Source organism: Faecalitalea cylindroides ATCC 27803 (assembly GCF_000469305.1).
Taxonomy (GTDB): Bacteria; Bacillota_I; Bacilli_A; order Erysipelotrichales; family Erysipelotrichaceae; genus Faecalitalea; species Faecalitalea cylindroides.
Genome location: NZ_KI270990.1, coordinates 1 through 14,327 on the forward strand (window position 1 = coordinate 1; position 14,327 = coordinate 14,327).

Sequence of the window (14,327 nt, forward strand, 5' to 3'; positions counted from 1 at the left end):
CAATACACCGCAGAAGTGTGGATGCCCGCCACCAAAAGGTCTTGTTTTCTTATGTTATAGACTGTTCACTAAAAAACGAAAAAAAAGTTTTAAAACACAAAGATGTTCAACCCTGTCCAGATGAAACATATCATTTTGTTTCCAGTGGCACTCGGATAATGAATACAAGACCAGTTGTCGTAGGATTTGGACCAGCTGGTATGTTTGCATCATTGATCCTGGCTGAAGCAGGATATCAACCTATTGTAGTTGAGCGTGGCAGTATGGTTTCTCTTCGCAAAGAAAAAGTAGATACTTTTTGGCAAACAGGAAAGTTGGATCCAGAATGCAATGTTCAGTTTGGAGAAGGTGGTGCCGGGGCTTTTTCAGATGGGAAATTAACGACGCGTTCTAAAGATTCAAGAGCACGAAAAGTTTTAGAAGAATTGGTGGATTTTGGCGCTAAAGAAGATATCCTAATCGATGCTCATCCACATATTGGAACGGATGCCTTTTTAAAGATCATTGAGAATTGTCGTAAGAAGATCATTGATCTTGGTGGAACATTTTATTTTGATACGTGTTTAAAAGATATAAAGACAAAACAAAATAAACTGGCAGAAATTAAGATCAACGATACATGGATCCCCTGTGAAAATATGATCTTAACAATTGGGCATAGCGCAACCGATACGATTCGAATGTTACATCAAAACGGAGTTATGATGGAAAATAAACCGTATGCGATCGGCGTACGTATTGAACATAAACAAGAATATATCAATCGTGCTATGTTGAAAGACTATGCTACAGATCCTAGATTGATTCCAGCTAGATATCAGTTAACACATACAGCTTCTAATAATAAAGGTGTCTATACATTCTGCATGTGTCCGGGTGGGTATGTTATTCCTTCCAGCAGTTCTAAAGAAAAGCTTGTGGTCAATGGAATGAGTTATGCATCAAGGAGTGGAGAAAATGCAAACAGTGCTTTACTAGTACAGGTCAATGAAGAAGACTATGGAAATGAGCTTTTTGCGGGATTACAGTATCAGGAAGACTTGGAAATAAAAGCGTATCATATGGCTGGTGATTACAAGGTTTGTTTGCAATTGGCAAAAGATTATTTAGAGAATAAGGTTTCGGTTCGTTTGGATGATGTAAAACCAACTTATGCCTTGGGATATCAATTTGTCGATTTAAATGAATTGTTTGATCCAGCAATCAATCAGGCGTTACATGAAGCCTTGCTTGCTTTTGAAAAACGTGTTCCAGGCTTTGTCAGCGAAGGAGCTTTATTAAGTGCTGTTGAATCAAGAAGCAGTTCTAGTGTTCGGATCATTCGTGATCATGATCTTCAATCTAACATTCAAGGGATCTATCCTGGAGGTGAAGGTGCTGGATATGCTGGTGGCATTATGACAAGTGCTATTGATGGAATAAAATGCGCAGAAAGTATTATTTGCCGATACCAAAAACATGATACAATGAAGCAGAAAACGGAGGGATGAGATGGCTTTATTAAAACCAAAATACTATGTTTCCAGTTTTGAACATATGTCGATCGAGCGTTTAAAACAACAGGGGATCAAGCTGTTATTATGCGATATTGATAATACATTGGTTTCTTATGATGAAAAACATCCAAGTCCTTCTGTTATTGCGTTTATTGATCGCGTAAAAAGTTCTGGAATTGAAGTGGCTCTTTGTTCAAATGCAACCAAGGAGAGGGCAACACGGTTTTCCAAGGATCTAAATGTGTCCACAACTTATTATTTTTCCATGAAACCATTACCGAAGAACTTTATTCAAGCAATGAAAAAACATAATTTAAAAGCTAATCAGGTTGCCATTATTGGTGATCAGATGTTTACAGATATATTAGGTGGAAATCTTGCTGGACTTTATACGATATTGACTGCGCCAATCGCAGTGAAAGATAGAGGAGTTACGAAGATCAATCGTTTCTTTGAAAATATTGTATATAAAGTGTTAGAGCATAAAGGAGATTTTAAGAGAGGTGAATTCGATGACTAAATATTGTAAAGGATGTGGCGCAAAGCTGCAAAACGACGATAAAGATGCAATTGGGTATGTTCCTACACTGGATGCATCGTATTGTGAAAGATGTTTTCGAATTCGTCATTATGGAGACGTAACTATTTCCATGGCACAGAAAATTGAATCCAATCAAACGCTGGATAAGATTGCCAAAGTCAAAGGAGTAATCTTTTGGGTGGTCGATCTTTTTGCGTTTGAATCGAACATGATTTCTCGTTTGAATCAAAAATTGGATACTGATGAAATTGTTCTTGTCTTAACTAAACGTGATGTTCTACCTAAAACATTAAGTGATAAAAAGATTCTTGAATTTGTCAATCGTCGCTTAGATGAAGAAGGAATCAAAGTAAAAGATATCGTGATTTGTGGATATCTTTTAAAGCATAATGAACAGTCAAAGGCCTGCATTGATGAAATCTATTCCAAGATACAAATGTATCGTAAAGGAAGAGATATTGTCTTTATGGGGGTTGCCAATGCAGGAAAATCAACCATCTTAAATCAACTGCTGGCTATGGAAGATCTAACGACATCTAGACATCCTGGTACAACATTGGACCTTGTGCCAATTGAACAAGAGGGATATACGATTTATGATACGCCGGGAATTGAAAATCATCATAGTGTATTGACTTTTTTAAATTCAAAAGATTTAAAAATGGTGATTCCAACCAAACCAATTAAGCCATTTGTTTCTCAGATTTATGAAGATCAGTCTTTTGCAGCAGCTGGGCTTGCAAGGCTGGATATCGTAGTAAAAGGAAAAGCTAGTGTAGTTGGTTATTTCTCACGCTCTTTATCGATTCATAGAGGAAAGTTGGAAAATGCGGATAATCTTTGGAACAAACATTTAAATGAAATGCTGGTTCCTTGTCTAGATACTTCTATGTTGACAATGCATACATTCCAGGCACCAAAAGTAACAAATGAAAAATTGGATGTCGTGATCCATGGACTTGGATGGTTTTGTATAAGTGGACAGATTCAAGATGTTTATGTCCGTGTTCATAAAGGCATCAATGTTACATTCAGAAAGGCGATGATCTAATGTTAAATAATAAAGATAAAAAATATTTACGAAAATTAAGCATGTCATATAGACCTCTTTTCCAAATTGGTAAAGATGGAATCAGCTATAATTTGATCAAAACAATCAGTGATTCTTTAGAAGCTCACGAGCTTGTCAAATGCAATCTGTTACAGACATGTCCAATTGATACAAGAGAAGCGGCTATTGAGTGTGCCAGCAATACTCATAGTGAGATCGTACACATTGTAGGACATACATTTGTATTATATCGTCGCTCTAAAGAAAACAAGCTGGGGCTTAAAAAATGAGAATTGCGATCATAGGAGGGTCTTTTGATCCAATTCATTATGGCCATATCCATATGGGACTGGAGTCAATCAAACAATTGAAGGTGGACGAAGTCTGGTTCATGCCTACGAAGATCACGCCACTAAAAGATCGTGAATTAACAAGCGTTGAAGATCGTGTGTCTATGATCAAGCTTGCGATTGAACCATATGCCAATTTCAAACTTTGTACACTGGAGTTAGAGCGTGAAGAGAAAAGTTATACAATCGATACATTAAGAGAATTAAAGAAACGATATAAACATGAATTCTATTGGATCATAGGCAATGATCAACTTGAACAGTTTAATCGCTGGAAAGACCCAGAAAAACTCGTCAAGATGGCTCAGTTTGTTTGTTTTGATCGAGACCATATGTTGACAAAGACATCTTATGATATTAAAAGATTACATATGGAATGCATGCCGGTCTCTAGTTCTGAGATTCGTATGGGAAATAAATTGAATTATTTACCATCGAAGGTTTTAGATTACATATATGCGAATAGGTTATATGTTAAAGAATTTGTAGCCAGCCGTGTACCTGAACATCGTTATAGGCATTCACTATCTGTTGCCAACCTTTGTGAAGAATTTGCCCGAAATAATGGTTTGGATGTCAATGTAGCGTATTATATTGGGTTATTTCACGATGTATGCAAGGCAATGCCTAAAGATCGAATGTTATGCTGGATCAAGGCTATCTGCCCAGAAAATGAAAAATATGCTCCTCCAGTATGGCACGGTTTTGTAGGGGCAGAAGTTGTAGATCGCATCTTTTATATCAAAGACTGGCGCATCAAAAACGCTATTTATCATCATGTGCTTGGAACAAGTACAGATCCATACGCAATGGCGGTTTTCTGTGCAGACAAATTAGATCCGTTAAGAGACTATGATACCAGTAAAGGTATCCAGCTTTGTAAGCAAGATTTATATAAGGGCTTTTTAAAAGTAAAAGAAGATAATGAACGATATCTTCAGAAAGGAAAGTAAAGTGGAATTTAAAGAAATCGTATTAAAGGCAATTAGCGAGAAAAAAGGGTTTGATATTAAAGAATATGATACACGTAGTTTGACTCCATTTATGGATAGCATGATTGTTGTAAGTACGACCAATATTCGTCAAAACAATGCAATAGCGCAGAATATTAAGGATCGTTTAAAGGAGAATGGATTTGATGGTACGATTCGTATCGAAGGAAATGCCGATTCAAAATGGCTTTTGATCGATCTAAAAGAAATTGTTGTACAGCTGTTTGTCAAGGATGAAAGGCAGGTGTATCAGCTGGATCGTTTGTATCGAGATGTTCCAGTCATTGAATATGATTTATGATACATTAGCGCAATATTATGATGCCTTAGTAAAAGATGAAGAGGCATCCAGAATGTGGGTGGATTGGATTGAATCCAAATGCAGTCCCTGCGATGTGCTTGAACTGGCCTGTGGCAGCGGAGAAATTACCGAAATGCTGGTACAGGATGGTTTTGATGTTTCTGCCCTTGATCTTTCTGATGAAATGATCGAACAGGCAAAACAAAAAGATACGGATAATAAGATTCAATTTTATTGTCAGGATATGAAAGACTTATCTAATTTTTCTAAGTTTAGTGCAATCTTTTGTCTTTGTGACAGTTTTAATTACCTGCTTGAAAAAGAAGAGGTTTCTAAATTTTTTAAAGAGGTCTCTGACCATTTAAAAGATCAAGGATATTTTTTCTTTGATACTCATTCACTGGATCGCCTGGAAGAGTTTGAAGATGAGTTTAATGAAACAGGCTCTTTTGAAGACTGCGATTATCAATGGTCGATCATGAGTGAAGATGATCTGATCTATCAGGATTTTGCGTTTTATTTTCAGGAAGGACATATTGTTCAAGAACATCATATTCAAAGGGTATATGATCCAGTCTGGTTAGAAAAAGAATTATCAAAACACTTTAATATTCTTTCCGTTAAAACAGATTTTGATCTTGAAGGAATTCAGGAAGGCGAAAAGTATTTTTATATTTGCCAAAAGAAATAAGGGATATATATGATTATAGGAATAGCTGGAGGCAGTGGTTCAGGAAAGACAACTTTTACCAACGCTATAAAAGAAATGTTTAAAGAGGATGTTTTGATCATCCGTCATGATGATTATTATAAAGATCATTCAAATTTGAGTTTTGAAGAAAAAAAGCATATTAATTATGATCATCCAGATGCATTGGAAACGAATTTGTTGGTGGAACATGTAAAACAATTAAAAGATGGTCAACCGATTGAAAAACCACTATATGATTTTTCGACTCATGATCGAAAAGGCAGTGAAATGATTTTTCCTAAAAAGATCATTATTTTAGAGGGTATCCTTATATTAGAAAGCGAAGCATTAAGGAACTTGATAGATATAAAAGTTTATGTAGATGCGACAAGTGATGAAAGAATTTTACGGCGGATTCTTCGTGATACGAAAAAACGAGGTAGAACTCTTGAAAATATATGCGATCAATATTTAAAAACTGTGAGACCTATGCATGAAAAATATGTTGAGCCTACAAGAAAATATGCGGATATCATTATAAATGGTGGGATGAATAAAATGGCTCTTGAGTTAATCAGGACAAAAATAGAGTCAGTTTTACAGGAGGAAGTATGATTGGAATTTTAGCAGCCATGGATACAGAAGTAGAAGCTATCAAAAATATCATGGAAATAAAAAAAGAAGAATTGTATCAGGGAATGAATTTTACCTATGGTACAATTGAAAATAAAGAAGTCGTTTTATGCAAATGTGGCGTAGGAAAGTGCCTTGCGAGTATGAGTGCTACTTTGTTATGTACAAAAGAAAAACTGTCTGCTTTGATTAACGTTGGTGTTGCCGGTGGTTTGAAGGAAGATCAAAATGTATTGGATATTGTGATTTCAGATAAAATAGTTCAGGCAGACTATGATACCTCTCCTATTGATGGGGATGATGGTATTGGGCTTGTGTTTGAAGCGGATGAAAAACTTAAGGAAACGTGTATCGAAGCTGCCAAAAAGGCAAAAATCACCTATCATGTTGGAACAATAGCCTCACAGGATATATTTATGGCAAGAAAAGAAGACTATGATAGATTAATGACAAAATTTGCCGATTCAGCTTGTTCAGAGATGGAAGGTGGAGCTATAGGGCAGATTGCTCATGTTTTCAATGTTCCCGTGTTGATCGTTCGCTCTTTAAGTGATGTCGTAGATCATCATGATAATCCAATGGAGTTTACAACATATGCTCAAATTGCATCGAAACAAGCTGCAACTTTGATCAAAGAGATGATGAGATCCTGAGGGATCTTTTTTTTTTTCAGATTAATTTAGGGGATTGTTGATATGATCGTAAAGTATAAGTTCATAAGAGAATCTGACAATTTGTGTCAGAAAGTATCCTGTTATTCTTAAAAACTGACCACTTATTCTTATGTTCTTGATACATCAAAATCAGTTGACTATGATAGTACGCGTTAGAAAGTAAGGCGATGATCATGATTTTAAAGAATATCTCCGAGGAGGAATTTAGTAATTTTTATGAGAATTTTGAACAAAAATGTTTTTGGCAATCAGTTTCAATGGCTCATTTTGAGTCTTCTCATGGATGGAGCATTCATTATTTAGGCTTTTATGATGAGGATGTGATTCGTGCAGCTACAGTATTAATTTCTAAAAATGTTATGGGTAAGTATGCTCTTTTTGAGTCGTTACGTGGTTTTTTGATTGACTATGACGATCTTGATTTAATGGATGCATTTTTAAATGAGTTAAAAATATATCTTCATGCGCATAATTGTTTATATATGAAGATCGATCCATATTGTGAATATCAGCCTCATGATAAAGATGGGAATGCCATAGAAGGCTATAGAAGAGATGACTTGATAGATTTGTTTGAAAAACATGGTTTTATTCATCAAGGATTTCGTAATGGGTCGGATAATAATTATGAACCGCGTTGGATGTCTATACTGCCATTGGAAGGCAAAGATGAAGAGGATATTTTAAAAAAATGTGATTCAAAGACTCGACAAAATATTGTCAACACACAAAAAACCGGCCTAAAAATAGACCGTCTAAATAAATCGGAGCTATATCGCTTGCATGATATGGTTTCCACAACTGGCAAGCGGCGTCATTTTCTAAATCCAGATCTTTCGTACTATACCGATTTTATGACAAGTTTTCATGAAAATATGCAGGCATATTGTGTATATTTGGATACAAAAGATTACTATGAGCGTTACAAAAAGAATTATGAAGAACTTATAAAAGAAAAAGAACATATATACAAGCTGATTGAGGAAACAGATTCCAAAAAGAATCGTTCAAAATTAAAGAATTGTGAGAACAAAATCACAGCGGCTTTGAAACGAATTGATGAAGCTAAAAAACTTAGAGAAGAGTATGGCGATAAAATTGATTTAGCAGCTGCCATGTATGTTATTACTGATCGTGAAATTGTATATTTATTTAGTGGGTCTAATGATACGTTTAAACATTTTAAAGCAGCCTATGCTTTGCAGTGGTATATGATCAAATATGGTATTGAGCATCATATCAAGCGCTATAATTTTTATGGCATTAGTGGAATTTTTTCACCTGAAGATGAAGAATATGGAGTATATCTTTTTAAAAAGGGTTTTGATGCAGATGTTATCGAACTTATAGGAAATTTTGAATATATAGATCGAAAAAGAACATATACAGTTTATGAAGATCTAAGAAGAATCAAGCATCTTGTACGTAAATAATATCTTTAGATCCAGTAAGGGATTTTTGGTAATTAAGGATAGTCTTGGAGACTTCCTGCATCATGTCATACATTCGACTGACTTCATTAGAGAAGATAACAAGAATATAGTCTCTTCCAGGAAGATAAACAATTCCTCCATCGTGATATAACAGATCGGCTGCGCCTGTTTTATGGGCGAATTCAATGCCTTTATCTAAACCAGCTTGGATCTCGTCACGGTCTTCACAAGCTTTTAAGATGGAAATCATGTCTTGGCAGGCTTTGTCGGATATGATTTCTTTTTTATATAGTTTTTCAAAAAGAATACCAATGTCTTTTGGATTGGATGTGTTGGCACCTCCATCAGTAAAGAAGTTTTCACCAGGAAGAAGTCCATGGTGAAGTTCTGTGTTTTCTAAGCCTAGTTCAATGCACATCTGATTGATTTGATAAAGGCCAAAGATTCCATTGCCGCCACCAAGTAGAGCAGCTAAATTATTGTATGCTGTATTGCTGCTAATGGTGATCATCTGCTCGATTTCGTTGGCATGAGCAGCATGATCTATATTACCATTCTCGATTTCTTGAAAGATCTTAATTAGGGCAGGTACTTTGATCATGCAGCAAGGATACATATTTTTAGGATTGATATAAAAGGATTGCTCGGTGCGTAGATCTTTAAAATATACAGAAATATCACCATCATATTTTGATAAAACTTTTTGTACTTGCGACTGGATTCCTTCAATGTCAAAATCTACTTCTTGTTTGGTCTTTTCTCCGTTTTTATCGTAATAATCTAGATGCAGTTGTCCATCTTTTGAAAATGCTACATAAGTATCTTTTGCCATTTTTCCATTTGTATCAAAATAGTATGTATGATCATTAATGGTTTGAAAACCATATAGTTTATGACCTTTTTGATCATAATAATATGTATTTGTTTTATGTGTCACAAATCCCCTTGTCATAAACCCGGAGTCTTCATTGAAATGATATTCTTTACCATCAATTTCAAGGTTTCCATGATATAAGTGTCCGTTTTGATCCACATAAACCATGATGGCATCTGAAAAAGGTAGAATTTGCACAAACCCTCTTTGATTGGATAACCAGATACAAAAGACAAGGACTATAATTGAAAAAATTCCGACAGATAAATAAATTTTCCCAATGAAATCTAAATGTAAAAACTTTTTTCGCAACATGAAAGAGACCTCTTTAAATATATATTACTATATTTTTTTATTATTGCGTCTAAAATTGAGATGAGAGGTCTTGTTTTGCGCTTAACAGGTTTAATAGTCACCACCCTCTACATGTAGATATTCTTCAAGTGTTAGACCAGACTGGTATATATTTACTGCCTCATCACCTACATATCGTACATGCCAAGGTTCGGCCATATAGCCTGTTATGCTTTCTTTACCACTTTGATAACGAACGATAAATCCATATTTATGAGCATTTTGAGCTACCCATTGAGCTTCATTAGGACTTTCCAACAGAGCACCATTTGGTTGTATCAAATCAAAAGCCAACCCGGTTTGATGTTCAGAATATCCAGGTCTTGCTGAAAATGTATCAGCGCTTGCCTGACCGTATGAGTTAACATAATTTTGATAAAGAGAACTTTGATATTGATAACTACGATATCCACTGTAGGAATTGCTGATTGAAAGCCCAAGACTTTGCATGTCGGCAATCATTTTTTGAAGTTGAGATAAAGCCGTTGGATCTTCTTGAGATCCATAGTTTGCAGGTAAAGGATGTTTCTTATTCACGATAAGAATGCCGTTTACATAGTATGGCTCAATGGTAGTTTGAGGTGTTGAAGGATTATTTTGATTTTGTTCGGTTGAATTATTTTGACTAGAAGAAGTATCATTTTGATTTTCTTCATTTTGAATAACTATATTGAATTCTTTTGAAGTAGAATTATTGTATTTATCTGTGGCCTTGATTTTACCAATATAGGATCCAGGTGTAGTAAAATCAACTTCTTGTGTATCAAAGCTTAAAGTACATTCACTTAGATCTTCTACAGTAAAATGCTTAGAAAAATCATAACTGCTATCATTGAGAGCTACATCTATAGGATCTGAAGAAGCAGTTATTTTGGGCTTTGTTGTATCTTTTACTTTGATTGTTAATGATTTTGAATGATCAATCAAAGCGTGATAGGATAAAGCGACTTTGTAAGTTCCTACAGCCGGATAATCTTTATCGGGTTCATTTTTAATCTTGGAAGTATCAATGCGAATGTTACTTGGTTCAATGAAAGATGAATTAAACAATTCTTTTGTATTAATATTTATGGACTTTCCATATTCCATTGTATAAGATGTTTGTTTTAAGGAAGGCATGGAAAAATAGATTGCCAAAGCAATGAGAACTATACAACTAGCTGTGCCTGCACCAATATAAATTTTAGTGTTTTTCTTCATAATATCCCTCTATTCTAAAGTAAATAAATTTGTTTCATATGTGTAAAATAAACTAGATATTTCTTTAAAAAAATCTGTTTTATTTGAAATCTGATCGGTGAATAATACAAGAATATAATCTTTATCAGGAATGTACACGATACCACCATCTAGATATAAATCATAAGCCCATCCCGATTTATGCGCGAATTCTACAGTATTTGGTAATCCTTGCCAAATGGCTCTTTGATCTGAACATTGTTTTAAAAGATTGAGCATTTGATCACATGCAGCTTTTGAGATAATCTTTCCTTGATACAGCAAGTCAAATAATAAGCCAATATCGCTGGGGCAGCTCATGTTTGATCCATTGTCACTAAAATAGATATCACCGGGTGATAAACTATGATGAAGCTGCGTGTTCTGCAAGCCTAATTGCATCATATATGTATTTACGACTTGTAATCCTTTGATTCCGTTTCCATTTCCTAGCATGGATATTAGGGCATTATAAGATGTATTATCACTGTGAATGATCATGTTTTCTAGATAAGTCTGACAGGAATCATACTCTAATAAACCTTGATCTATATAGTTATAGACTGTGACTAAAACGCAAACCTTGATGATCGAGCATGGATAGAATGTATTATCATTGATGGAAATCTCTTGTTGTGTCCTTAAATCTTTAAAATACAAGCCGACATTTCCTCCGTATTTATTAATGATCGCTTGAGCCTGCTTTAAAAGTGTATCTTCATCGATTAATAATTGTCCGTCTTCATTGAATATTTTTTCTTTGTATTGATTTGTTGCCATTTTTCCATCCTTGTCAAAATATGATATCTGGTCGTTTTCGTTCATGGAAACTTTCTTAAATTGATTCTTAATTTGTTTTCCATCTTCATCAAAATAGTAAAAATCATCTTCAATTCGATATAATCCTTTTACCATGGTGCCATCTTCTTTGAAATAGTAGGTATTGTCATCTATATCAATAAATCCAATCTGCATGACTCCAGTTTCTTTATCGAAATAGTATGTTTGTCTTCCTATGGTATGTAATCCATAAAGTAGATCACCTTCTTTTGTCCTATAAACAATCTGATTTCGCTTAAATATGTTTTTTGGAACAAATCCAGATTTAGAAGAAGCAATTTTAAAAGAAACAAGAAAAACGAAAATACAAAGAGACAAAATGATTATTATAATTCTTTTCTTCTTTCTCACTGTATCACCAACTTTATCTTTACTTATATAATAAGCTTTTTTTTAAATGCATAGTATAAAAAAGAATAAGAGGTTAAAAAAATGGCATAACTGGAATTTGTTTAGACATTTGTCAATCATAGTCGAGTTACTATGAGAGTGGAAATAATAGACCGGTCATTGTTCCTAGAAACTTGAGGAGGAAAAAGTATGGCAAGTTATATTTACTTTAAATAAATTATAATACTTGTTATAATTCAGGCGTTTGAGAGTGAGCTTATGGTTGGGATTTATTTTACTTGTTGTTCATATTTATTGATTATTTTATTCGTTTTAGGTAGAGGATTTCGCTTAAGAAAGTCAAAAAAGACTTCAATAGTTGAAGCAGTTCTCTTTGGGATTATTTTAGGCTTTTTTACTATTCAAAAACAGACGTATTTAGTAAGAATGGTATGTATGGCGTTGTATTTTTTGTTTATATTAATCGCGTTTGACATTGACTTTCTGATTGCTGTAATAACTTCAATTTTTTCGGTACTTTTAATTGCGACATCAGAATGGAGTGTAATGTTTATTAATGCTAATAATTTGATGCATTTTTTTGATTCGTCTAATATAAATTCTCTATCCTATTTTTTTGCTTTGTTATTAGGTATATCGTTCTTTTTGATTTATAGTATTTTTTTCTCGAAAATGCTAGAAATTTTAAAGAATGATAATTATCCAAAGTCTAAATGGTTACTATTATGCGCACCGCTGATGACTTTTATATTAGTGCTGGCAATTCCAGATTATTTTGAATTGGTAAAAAATCACCAAGTTGTAACATTTTCAATGTTAGGATTGATATTCTCTAATTTTATCATGTTGTATTTCTATACATATTCTATAAAGGCAATACATTTGGATTCTGAGTTAACCATGATTAAGAGTAAACAAGAATATTTGGAAGAAAAAGTACAACTGGTGAATCAACATTACACACATAGTTTTAATTATTTACATCGTTTTCTTCATGAATGTAATGATTTGAATTATTTTGTTGAAACAAAAGATATGGATAATATAGCGGCTCTTGCTAAAAAGATGGGAGAGGAAGCTGGAAAAGAATTTAATATGATTTATTCAAATTCACTTGCTTTAAATACGGTTCTTCAACAAAAGAACGATAAAATACAAGAATTAAATGTATCTATCATGACTACGATTTTGTGTGATTTAAAAGACATGGAATTATCTGATCAGATTGAATTATATGAAATTTTATTAAATCACGCATTGGATAATTGTAAACAGTTTGATGTAAACGATCGGCAGATTCGAATTGTACTTAAAGAAATAAATTCGAATATCGCAATACAAATGATTTCTCCAAACCAAGATAAAGAAGATATGGTTGAGAACATATTAAAAGATATGATCAAAAAATATTCAATGCGCTATAATAGGAAAGTTGAAGAGGATAAAGAAATGATCCTATTGTTGTTGTAGTGAGGGATTTGATATGAAGGTATTACTGTATGAAGATGATAAACATGATAGAGAAATACTAAAAACAAGGATAAATAATTTTTTATCAGAACATAAATACAAATATGAACTAGATGAATGTGTTTCATCAAAAATGTTATTGGATCAGGCATGTGTTTATGATTTTTTGTTTATGGATATAGAATTGGGTTCAGAAAATGGAATTGATCTTGGATTAAAAATTCGTAAGAAACATAAGAATTGTCATATTATTATTACATCAAATTATACAAAGTATTTAATTGATGGGTATAAGGTAAAGGCGGATCGATATTTATTGAAACCAATTAGTCAGGAACTATTTGATAGTGAAATGGCACCGGTATTTCGTGAATATTATGCAGAAAACACAACCATCTATGATGAAAAGATTTCGCGTTATCGAATTCGTTTGAATGATATTATGTATATTGATTTTTTTGATAAAAATTCATATTTGGTATTTGATAATGGGAAGAAATTAAAAACTCCATATCCTTTATATTATTGGGAAGAAAAATTATCCAAAGAATATTTTGCGAGATGCTATAAAAGTATATTGGTGAATTTAAACTATGTAGATACAATCGTAAAAAACGATATTATTTTAGTGAATAAACAAAAAGTTCCAGTTTCAAGATTTTATCGCAAACAGTTTGAAGAAAAGTGGTTAGAAAATATTCAACGAATGTTATAAAATTGTATATATGAAAGAGATCATCCGAGATTTTTGTCAAGGCATCTATGATGCAATGTGTTCAAATCGAGAATTTATTGAAAAATATACATTTGAAGATCTTTTTGAGATTGTATTAAAAGCTTTTTATGCTCTAGTGCTTAAGGTGCTTACCTTGGCCTTAGGTATTGTCGCTTGTGTTTTGGCTGCCGTTAAACTAAATATTAATTTTTATACCATATTTTGGGTTGGAATTACGCTTTGGCTTTGTTGGTTTATGGCAGATAGAGATCTTAAAAAAGCTGCTGCTTTGATACGAGATATTTCCAATCTAAATGAAAAGCCAAAAGAATGATCAAAAGAT

At 33.5% G+C, this 14,327-nt stretch carries 16 protein-coding genes; 13 read left to right on the plus strand and 3 right to left on the minus strand.

The window, feature by feature from the left end:
- The 10 genes from HMPREF0367_RS03950 to HMPREF0367_RS03995 form a co-directional block, all read left to right on the plus strand.
- A partial coding sequence (locus HMPREF0367_RS03950; RefSeq protein WP_035401408.1) for an NAD(P)/FAD-dependent oxidoreductase occupies positions 1-1,490 on the plus strand: 1,490 nt, incomplete at its 5' end.
- A 1-nt stretch (position 1,491) separates the two neighbouring features.
- Positions 1,492-2,016 carry a YqeG family HAD IIIA-type phosphatase gene (locus HMPREF0367_RS03955; protein WP_015535363.1) on the plus strand — a complete coding sequence of 175 codons (525 nt, stop codon included), beginning with the start codon at positions 1,492-1,494 and terminating at the stop codon, positions 2,014-2,016.
- Entirely contained in the window at positions 2,009-3,088 is a 1,080-nt protein-coding gene (gene yqeH, locus HMPREF0367_RS03960; protein ID WP_035401410.1) for a ribosome biogenesis GTPase YqeH, read from the plus strand. Before HMPREF0367_RS03955 ends, yqeH begins: the two co-directional genes overlap by 8 nt.
- Positions 3,088-3,378, plus strand: coding sequence for a YhbY family RNA-binding protein (locus HMPREF0367_RS03965; protein WP_022355785.1), 291 nt, complete (start codon positions 3,088-3,090; stop codon positions 3,376-3,378). The genes yqeH and HMPREF0367_RS03965 overlap by 1 nt, the downstream gene beginning before the upstream one ends.
- Complete coding sequence (nadD, locus tag HMPREF0367_RS03970; protein WP_035401412.1) at positions 3,375-4,391, plus strand: nicotinate (nicotinamide) nucleotide adenylyltransferase; 1,017 nt, start codon at positions 3,375-3,377, stop codon at positions 4,389-4,391. The genes HMPREF0367_RS03965 and nadD overlap by 4 nt, the downstream gene beginning before the upstream one ends.
- Positions 4,363-4,731 carry a ribosome silencing factor gene (rsfS, locus tag HMPREF0367_RS03975; RefSeq protein ID WP_035401414.1) on the plus strand — a complete coding sequence of 123 codons (369 nt, stop codon included), beginning with the start codon at positions 4,363-4,365 and terminating at the stop codon, positions 4,729-4,731. Before nadD ends, rsfS begins: the two co-directional genes overlap by 29 nt.
- Complete coding sequence (locus tag HMPREF0367_RS03980) at positions 4,664-5,422, plus strand: class I SAM-dependent DNA methyltransferase (RefSeq protein WP_316244693.1); 759 nt, start codon at positions 4,664-4,666, stop codon at positions 5,420-5,422. Before rsfS ends, HMPREF0367_RS03980 begins: the two co-directional genes overlap by 68 nt.
- A 9-nt stretch (positions 5,423-5,431) precedes the next feature.
- A complete protein-coding gene (gene udk / locus HMPREF0367_RS03985) occupies positions 5,432-6,037 on the plus strand; it encodes a uridine kinase (protein ID WP_035401418.1) in 606 nt (201 codons plus the stop codon).
- The gene (locus HMPREF0367_RS03990; RefSeq protein ID WP_022355790.1) at positions 6,034-6,708 is read left to right on the plus strand and encodes a 5'-methylthioadenosine/adenosylhomocysteine nucleosidase; all 675 of its coding nucleotides are present in this window, start codon (positions 6,034-6,036) and stop codon (positions 6,706-6,708) included. The genes udk and HMPREF0367_RS03990 overlap by 4 nt, the downstream gene beginning before the upstream one ends.
- Before the next feature lie 194 nt (positions 6,709-6,902).
- Positions 6,903-8,162, plus strand: coding sequence for a peptidoglycan bridge formation glycyltransferase FemA/FemB family protein (locus HMPREF0367_RS03995; protein ID WP_248660662.1), 1,260 nt, complete (start codon positions 6,903-6,905; stop codon positions 8,160-8,162).
- On the opposite strand, the gene HMPREF0367_RS04000 is transcribed toward HMPREF0367_RS03995, so the two are convergent.
- The 3 genes from HMPREF0367_RS04000 to HMPREF0367_RS10000 form a co-directional block, all read right to left on the minus strand.
- Positions 8,140-9,351: a serine hydrolase gene (locus HMPREF0367_RS04000; protein ID WP_035401421.1), complete on the minus strand. Its 1,212-nt coding sequence runs from the start codon at positions 9,349-9,351 to the stop codon at positions 8,140-8,142. The genes HMPREF0367_RS03995 and HMPREF0367_RS04000 overlap by 23 nt on opposite strands.
- A gap of 90 nt (positions 9,352-9,441) precedes the next feature.
- Positions 9,442-10,590, minus strand: a complete 1,149-nt coding sequence (locus HMPREF0367_RS10205; protein ID WP_081683628.1) for a M15 family metallopeptidase — start codon at positions 10,588-10,590, stop codon at positions 9,442-9,444.
- 9 nt (positions 10,591-10,599) lie between these two features.
- Positions 10,600-11,799, minus strand: a complete 1,200-nt coding sequence (locus HMPREF0367_RS10000) for a serine hydrolase (protein WP_051335169.1) — start codon at positions 11,797-11,799, stop codon at positions 10,600-10,602.
- A gap of 738 nt (positions 11,800-12,537) precedes the next feature.
- Between HMPREF0367_RS10000 and HMPREF0367_RS10405 the strand changes: the two genes are divergently transcribed.
- The 3 genes from HMPREF0367_RS10405 to HMPREF0367_RS04025 are packed head-to-tail and all read left to right on the plus strand — an operon-like array spanning position 12,538 to position 14,318.
- Positions 12,538-13,269, plus strand: a complete 732-nt coding sequence (locus HMPREF0367_RS10405) for a hypothetical protein (protein WP_148449363.1) — start codon at positions 12,538-12,540, stop codon at positions 13,267-13,269.
- A gap of 13 nt (positions 13,270-13,282) precedes the next feature.
- Complete coding sequence (locus tag HMPREF0367_RS04020) at positions 13,283-13,984, plus strand: LytR/AlgR family response regulator transcription factor (protein ID WP_035401425.1); 702 nt, start codon at positions 13,283-13,285, stop codon at positions 13,982-13,984.
- Between the two features lie 10 nt (positions 13,985-13,994).
- Positions 13,995-14,318, plus strand: a complete 324-nt coding sequence (locus HMPREF0367_RS04025) for a hypothetical protein (protein ID WP_035401427.1) — start codon at positions 13,995-13,997, stop codon at positions 14,316-14,318.
- The last annotated feature ends 9 nt before the right edge of the window (positions 14,319-14,327 follow it).